We start from the raw sequence: 7,725 nt of genomic DNA on the forward strand, positions 1-7,725 counted from the left end.
TTCTCCGCCCGGGTCGCCGACGTCATCCGATCGACCAACGCCGCCACCTCAATCGTGCTATCGAACATGCCTTCGATCCTAAAGCGAGGGTCCGACATTGATCGGAGCTGCCGCTGGATACAGACACGCCTTGCCTGACGCCTCGACCTCGGCTCGATTGTCGAGCAAACGAACGGCGTCCGGCACCCCGGCTCCAGCCTTGGGTGCCGGACTCCCACGACACGTCTTAGCCTGATCCAATGGCGGAAACGTCGAGCATCTACTTGGCCGCCGCCGAGGGCGGCACCGGCAAGTCCGCGATCGCGCTGGGCTTGCTGCACCTGCTGACGGCCTCCGCCGGGCGGGTGGGCGTGTTCCGGCCGATCGTGCGGTCCGCCGAGGAACCCGACGAGCAGCTGGAACTGCTGCTCGCGCACGCCACGGTCACCATCGACGACCACACCCGATGCCAGGGCGTGACGTACCAGCAGGTCTATTCCGATCGGGAAGCGGCGCTGGGTGAGATCGTCGTACGCTTCCACGACATCGCCGGCCAGTGCGACGCGGTGCTGGTCGTCGGCAGCGACTACACCGACGTCGTCAACCCCAGCGAACTGAGCTTCAACGCCCGCATCGCGGTGAACCTAGGGGCGCCGCTGTTCCTGGCCATCAACGGCCAAAGCCGCAGCGCCCAGACCATCGCCGAGATCACCCAGCGCGGCCTGGCCGAGGTGAACGCCACCCACGCGCAGCCCGCGGCTGTGATCGCCAACCGGTGCTCCCCGGAACTCCTGGGCGAGGTGAGCGCGGCACTTGCGGGCACCGGCCTGCCGGCCTTCGCCGTGCCGGAGGTGGCGCTGCTGGCTGCCCCGACGATGGCCGAACTGTGCCGGACGCTGGATGGCACGCTGTACAGCGGCGACCCGGCGTTGCTGCGGCGCGAGGCGATGAGCGTGATGGTCGGGGGCATGACCGCCGAGAACATCCTGGAGCGGTTGGTGGAGGGGCAGGTCGTGATCGTGCCCGCGGACCGCACCGACGTGCTGCTGGCGCTGGTGACCGCGCACCGGGCGCGGGGCTTCCCATCGCTGGCCGGGATCATCCTCAACGGCGGGCTGCTGCCGCACCCGGCGATCGACAAACTGGTCAAGGGGCTGCAGCCGAGGCTGCCGCTGATCGCCACCCGGCATCGGACCTACCGGACCGCGGAGCTGGTCTCGCACACCATCGCCCGGATCACGGTCGACTCGCTGCGCAAGATCGACACCGCGTGGGAGGTGATGGCCCGCTACACCGACGGCGCAAAGCTTCTCGAGCGGATGCGGGTACCGGCGGCGACGGTGGTGACTCCGCAGATGTTCACCTACCGGCTGCTGGAACGCGCCCGAGCCGACCGCCGCCATATCGTGTTGCCTGAAGGCGACGATGATCGAATCCTGCTGGCCGCCGGACGATTGCTGGCCCGCGGCATCGTCGATCTGACCCTGCTCGGAGTGGAGGCGGAGGTACGCCGTCGCAGCGCCGGGCTGGGGGTTGACCTGTCCCCGGCGCAGGTGCTTGATCCCGATACCAGCGGGTTGTTGGAGTCATTCGGGGCCGAATACGCCCGGCTGCGCGCCCATCGCGGGATGACCGAGGAGCGGGCAGCCGAGATCGTCCGGGATGTCTCGTATTTCGGCACCATGATGGTGCACCTGGGACTCGCCGATGGGATGGTCTCCGGCGCCGAGCACACCACTGCGCACACCGTCCGCCCGGCGTTTGAGATCATCAAAACCACGCCCGGGGTGTCGACGGTGTCCAGCGTGTTCCTGATGTGCCTGTCCGACCGGGTGCTGGCGTTCGGTGACTGCGCGGTGGTGCCGGACCCCACCGTCGAGCAGCTTGCCGACATCGCGATCTCGTCGGCGGCGACCGCGGCGGCGTTCGGCATCGACCCGCGGGTCGCGCTGTTGTCGTACTCCAGCGGTGCTTCCGGATCCGGGGCAGACGTTGACAAAGTGTGCGCCGCAACGCAACTAGTGCGCGAGCGCAGACCCGACCTGCTGACCGAAGGGCCGATTCAGTATGACGCCGCGGTCGACCCGGAGGTGGCCGCGGTGAAGATGCCCGGATCGGCGGTGGCCGGCCGGGCCACCGTCCTGATCTTCCCCGACCTGAACACCGGCAACAACACCTACAAGGCGGTGCAGCGCAGCGCCGGCGCGGTGGCGATCGGGCCGGTGTTGCAGGGCCTGGCCAAGCCGGTCAACGACCTGTCCCGGGGCGCGCTGGTCGACGACATCGTCTGCACCGTGGCGATCACCGCCATCCAGGCGCAAAAGAGTGCGAGCCAGTCATGAGCGGCTTGACCGGCTTCGTGCTGGTGCTCAACTCGGGGTCGTCGTCGATCAAGTTTCAGGTCGTCGACCCGATGGCGGGCGCCGCCGGTTCCGCCATCGCCTCCGGTCTGGTGGATCGGATTGGTGAGCAGGGAAGCGAGGTCGCCGATCACGCCGAGGGGATGCGACGCGCTTACCGGATGCTGGAGGATTCCGGTGCGGACCTGGCAGCGGTGCGGGCAGTGGGACACCGGGTGGTGCACGGCGGCAAGCGGTTTCACCGACCGACGCTGATCACCGATGCGGTACTGGCCGAGATCGAGCGGCTCGCCGAGCTGGCGCCGCTGCACAATCCGGCTAACGCGGCCGGTATCAAAGTGGCGCGTGCCGACTTCCCGGACGTGCCGCATGTGGCGGTGTTCGACACCGGTTTCTTCTTCTCACTGCCGGAGGCGGCGGCCACCTACGCAATCGAAAGGGAGGTTGCCGAGAAGTACGGCATCCGCCGGTACGGATTCCACGGCACGTCACATGAATACGTTTCACGTCAGGTGGCGGTAGTGCTGGGTCGCGAACCTTCCGGGCTGAACACCATTGTGCTGCACCTGGGTAACGGCGCGTCCGCGTCGGCGGTGCGCGGCGGGGTGGCGGTCGAGACTTCGATGGGGCTGACCCCGTTGGAAGGCCTGGTGATGGGCACCCGCTGTGGCGACATCGACCCCGGCGTGCTGATGCACCTACACCGAACCGCTGGTCTGGGGGTGGCCGAACTCGACGAGCTGCTGAATCGGCGGTCCGGGTTGAAGGGGCTGTGCGGGGTCAACGACTTTCGTGAACTGCTTGAGCAGATGGATAATGGCTCGTCCGATGCCAGGCTCGCCTACGACGTCTACGTCCATCGGCTGCGCAAATACGTCGGCGCGTATCTGGCGGTGCTGGGCCGGGTCGACGCGATCGCGTTCACCGCGGGGGTCGGCGAGAACGTCGCCGCGGTGCGCGAGGACGCACTGTCGGGTCTGGACGGGCTCGGCATCACCGTCGACCCCGGACGCAACCGCACCGGAAGCGGTGCGCGGGTGATCTCGCCGGACGGCTCGCCGACCACCGTACTGGTGGTGCCGACCAACGAGGAACTGGCGATCGCCCGTGCCGCTTGGGAATTCGTCTAGGTTCAGCCGAGCAGTTCGTCGTTGTGCTGACCGAGGGCCGGCGGCGGGCCGGTGACCGCCGCGGTGAACGTGCGATAGCGCGCCGGGGTGCGAACCACCGTGACGGCGTCAGCGTCACCGCCGTCGATTCGCAGCGCCAACTGGTTCTCCGTGAACAGCGCCGTGTCGACCACCTGCTTCCAGGTGTAGGCGGGAGACGCCATCAGGCCGTTATCCCGCAACAGCTTCACCCACTCGGCGGTGGTTCTGGTGGTCAACGTGGCCTCCAGTTGCGTGGTCAGCTCGGCGTAGTTGATCGAGCGGGACCGCTGGTCGGCGAACCGCTCGTCGTCGACCAGATCAGGACGAGCGATGCTGTGGCACAGTGCGGCCCAGTGTTTGGGCACGTAGGCGCTGATGACGATCCAGCCGTCGGCGGTCCGGAATGCGTCGGACGGCTGGGTGGCGAAGCCGACGCCCTTGCGCTTCTTGGGTTCCGGCTTGGTGTTCGGTACGGCAACCGACCTTTCGCCCCGGTTCAGGTGAATCGTCAACTGGTTGGCTTGCAACGCCACCGCGACGTCGTACATCGCGACCCGGACCACGTCGGCGACACCGTGCCGCTCCCGGTTCAGCAGCGCCGCCAGCACCGCCTGCGCCAGCACGTGCCCGCTGGCGTTGTCGACCAACTGGAACGGGATGATCTGCGGCTTGCCGTCCGGGGTGGGCATCCCGGACGTCATCCCGGCCTCGGCCTGGATCATCAGATCGACTCCGGGGCGGTCGCTGTTCGGGCCGTTGCCGCCGTAGGCCGACAGCCGGGCGTAGACGAGTTTCGGGTTGCGGGACTGCAATTCGTCGGGGCCGAGGCCGAACCTTTCCATGACGCCGGGCCGGAAGGCTTCGAGAACGACGTCGGCGGTATCGGCTAAGTCCAGTACTCGGCGGCGGGCTTCGGCAGTGTTCAGATCCACCGCCACCGACTTCTTGCCCCGGTTGTTGGGCAGGAAGTAGGCAGCCAGTGGCGGGCGCCCGGGTAGCACCGAGGTGATGTGCCGACTGGCGTCGCCGATCGGCGCCTCCACTTTGATGACCTCGGCGCCCAGGTCGGCCAGCACCTGCCCGGCTAGCGGGCCGGCCACGTTCTGGGTGAAGTCGAGAACGCGGAACCCGTCGAGGGGCTTGGGATTCGGGCTGCAGCCGGGACTACTGGGATTGTCGTGCATCGTTGCACCCTAGCGCGCAGCCGTTGCGAGATCGGCGAAGCGCATGAACAAGGCCACCAGTGCGACTACCCGGAAGCCTGATCGGGTTCGGCTTGCTCGTGCCCAGGTGGATCAGGCTCCTCCTGCACGAGGTCATCCTGCGCAGCCTCATCGGTTGGCACTGTCGTCTCGATGGCGTCGATCTCATCCTGGCCGACGGCAGACTCGATCCAGCGCCGGATTTCGGTCAAGCCGGCGATGACCTCCGAACGCTCCTTTCGTAATCGCTGCACCTCAGCCTGGGTGCGCCCGGTGATCGATTTCGCCTCGTGTTGCGCGGTGGCGAGCACAGCGGACGCCTTGAGGCGAGCTTCTTGGTCAAGGTTCGCGATGCGCTTCTCGGCATCATCCCACGCAGCCATCACCCGCTGCTCCATCCGCTGCTGCGCTTCTTGGCGATTGCGGACGTCGTCTTCCCACGCCGACTTGATCTGTTGGTCCAAAGCTTCCTGCGCCTCGCGACGCCTGCGTTCGTCCTCTTCTGCGAGACGCAGATACAGCTCGCGACGGCTGCGCTCGGCTTCCTCGATCTCGTGGGTCAACCGGTCGCGCTCCTCATGAGCTACCCGCAGAATCTCCTCGGCATCAGCCATGGCGGCCGCCAGGATTTTCTCCCGGCGAGCGTTGCTGGAGGCCTGGAACTCGGCCAGAGCTTCACTGGCGGCGATACGCTCCTCGCTGGCCGCCTCCACCTGTTGACGGAGTTCATGGGTCAGCGCCTCTGCCTCCTGCTGTGCCAATTCCTTGGTGCGGCGGGCTTCGTCAGAGGCGATGCGCATCATCCGCGCAATACGATCCGACATGCCCTCGACGGACTCGACTGGGCCGGACGCCTGTTCGAGTTCGTTCTGCAGCTGGGCGATTTGCGCCATCAGTTCTTTCCGGTCGGATTCTGCCTGTGCGACTTGCTGTTCGATATAATCTTCCAGCTGCGTCACTCGGGTCGTGAGCCGTTCGCGATCGGATCCGATATCTGAAGCGGTTGCCGCGAGATTCTTGAGTTTTTCCTCCAGGGTCTCGATTTCGCGGTGGGCGTGCGCGATGTATTCGGTGACCTCTTCACGGTCGAAGCCGCGCATCTGGGCAGTGAAGTCGGGGATTTGGAGCACCACGGGACTCTCCTCACGATCTGCTAGGGCTCTCCGGTGCGACCGGAAGGCGAACCTGCCTCTGGATGCTGGGGTTTGCTGGTGTACGGTAGCGAGGCCTGGACCCGGTCGATAATTCGTGAACGAGCTTCCATCAGTTCGTTTAACCGTGTCTGCGCATGCGCAACGTGGGTGTTGATACTGTTGTTCATTTGAGTGAGTATCTCCACCGCCTGGCTTTCTGCATCCTTCATGATCTCGACTGCGCTCCAAATGGCCTGCTCGCGCAGGCGTGCGGCATGGATCTGGGTTTCCTTCTGCTGTGTCTCGAGTTCGGCGCGCAACTCGGCGACTGATTGGCGTTCCGCCTTCGCTTCCTCGAGAATTGCGGCCGCTTGCTTCTCTGCGGAACTTTGTATCTCACGGGCGAACCGACGCGCTTCAACCCGAATGTCATTGGCCTCCGCCATAGCACCGGTGAGAATCCCGGAAAGGCGATCGCTCAAATTGGTGATGTCGCCGGGGATTGCGGAGGCGAGCTCGCTGAACTGTGCTGAGGTTGACTCCAAGTTGGCTTGCGACTTGTTTAACTGATCGGTCAGAGCTGCTATGCGTGAGCCGGCTCGCGGTACGAGTGAGCGGATATCGCCGGTCGAACCCGCCGTGTAATGCGCGTCGACCGGCGGAGAAAGCCGTTCCACTTCAAAGTTGGTGGAACCATTGGCCTGCTCTACCGGTTCCGAACTGTCGGGGTCATCCGTACTCACAACCGACCACCATACCGTTCGGCGATGATCAAAACCTGTCCCTCGTATCCGTAAGGAAACTTCTTACACTCCAAGTCAGGCGGGGTCAGGCTGTGTTTTCGGGCACTGGTCGCGATCAGCGCCAGCGTGCCGTCGGTATTACTGGGCGCCGATCTTGGCGATCTGGGCGAGGGACGACGTGACCACCGCCTCCGGCAACGGCTGGAAGTGCACTTTGTCCAGGAACGAGGCGTCGTTGCCGTCGGTGACCACCCAGTGCAGGAACGCCTGCAGCGTCTGCGCGGTGGGGGCGTCCTTCTGGCCGGCGTTGACGACGGCGTATTCATAGTTGACGATCGGGTAGCCGTTGGGTGCGGTTCCGTTGACCAACGAGATCGCCTGGTTCTCCGGGGTTTGGGAAGCGAAGCCGGCGGCCCCGGCCTGAATGCTGTTGGCGTCGGGCAGCAGGTAGTTGCCGGCGGCGTTGGCCAGCTCGGCCTCACCGAGGCCATTCTTCTGGGCCTGGTCGAGGAAGCTGATGCCGATGTAGGCGACACATCCGGGGGCTCCGGCGCAACCGGTCACCATGCCGCCGTTACCGTTTTCGCCGAGGGCGCCCGGCACCGCGGGGAAGTCGACGGTGGTGCCGAAGCCGGGCGACTTGCCCCAGCCGTCGGGATCCTGCTTGGACAGATACTGGGTGAACAGAAAGGTGTCCCCGGAGCCGTCGGAGCGGTGCAGCGGCACCACCGGGGTGTCGGGCAGGGTCACGTCGGGGTTGAGCTTGGCAATCTGCGGGTCGTTCCAGGCCTTGATGGTGCCCTGATACATCGCGGCCAGCACTGTGCCGTCGAGCATGAGGTGCTCTTGGACACCGGGCAGGTTGTAGCTGACCTGCTGAGCTGAGACGGCCAGCGCGATGTTCATCAGCCCTGGGTGCTCTTTCATGTCGCCCTCGGACAGGTAGGCATCGGAAGCGCCGATGTCGACGGTGCCGGCGGCCGCCTGGGAGATGCCGGTGCCCGAACCGGTGCCACGCGCGGTGATGGTGACGTTGGGGTACTTGTCGTGATAGGCCGGACCCCACAGGTTGAACAGCGGGTATAGCAGCGTGCTGCCGGTCTCCGAAAGCGCCACGTCCGAGGTCGCCGGTGCGGTGGCGACACCGGCGCCCGGCG

General features: G+C 65.8%; 6 protein-coding genes. 2 read left to right on the forward strand and 4 right to left on the reverse strand.

Going from position 1 to position 7,725, the window contains the following annotated elements; all coding sequences use genetic code 11:
* Window positions 1-239 precede the first annotated feature (239 nt).
* Together pta and AC2VOP_RS14260 are read left to right on the forward strand one after the other, a co-directional pair.
* Entirely contained in the window at window positions 240-2,321 is a 2,082-nt protein-coding gene (gene pta, locus AC2VOP_RS14255; protein WP_486961576.1) for a phosphate acetyltransferase, read from the forward strand.
* A gap of 5 nt (window positions 2,322-2,326) precedes the next feature.
* Window positions 2,327-3,469 (forward strand): acetate kinase, encoded by a 1,143-nt coding sequence (locus AC2VOP_RS14260; protein ID WP_486961581.1) that lies wholly within the window; start codon window positions 2,327-2,329, stop codon window positions 3,467-3,469.
* A 2-nt stretch (window positions 3,470-3,471) separates the two neighbouring features.
* Here the strand turns inward: AC2VOP_RS14260 and AC2VOP_RS14265 are convergent, their stop codons facing one another.
* The 4 genes from AC2VOP_RS14265 to pstS all read right to left on the reverse strand — a co-directional run.
* Window positions 3,472-4,674, reverse strand: coding sequence for a CoA transferase (locus AC2VOP_RS14265; RefSeq protein WP_486961577.1), 1,203 nt, complete (start codon window positions 4,672-4,674; stop codon window positions 3,472-3,474).
* Between the two features lie 65 nt (window positions 4,675-4,739).
* A complete protein-coding gene (locus AC2VOP_RS14270; RefSeq protein ID WP_486961578.1) occupies window positions 4,740-5,825 on the reverse strand; it encodes a hypothetical protein in 1,086 nt (361 codons plus the stop codon).
* A 20-nt stretch (window positions 5,826-5,845) separates the two neighbouring features.
* A complete protein-coding gene (locus AC2VOP_RS14275; RefSeq protein ID WP_486961579.1) occupies window positions 5,846-6,568 on the reverse strand; it encodes a V-type ATP synthase subunit E family protein in 723 nt (240 codons plus the stop codon).
* 138 nt (window positions 6,569-6,706) lie between these two features.
* Window positions 6,707-7,725: phosphate ABC transporter substrate-binding protein PstS (gene pstS, locus AC2VOP_RS14280; protein ID WP_486961580.1), on the reverse strand; the 1,019-nt coding region annotated here is incomplete at its 5' end.

It is taken from the genome of Mycobacterium sp. TH-M106, from assembly GCF_057473765.1.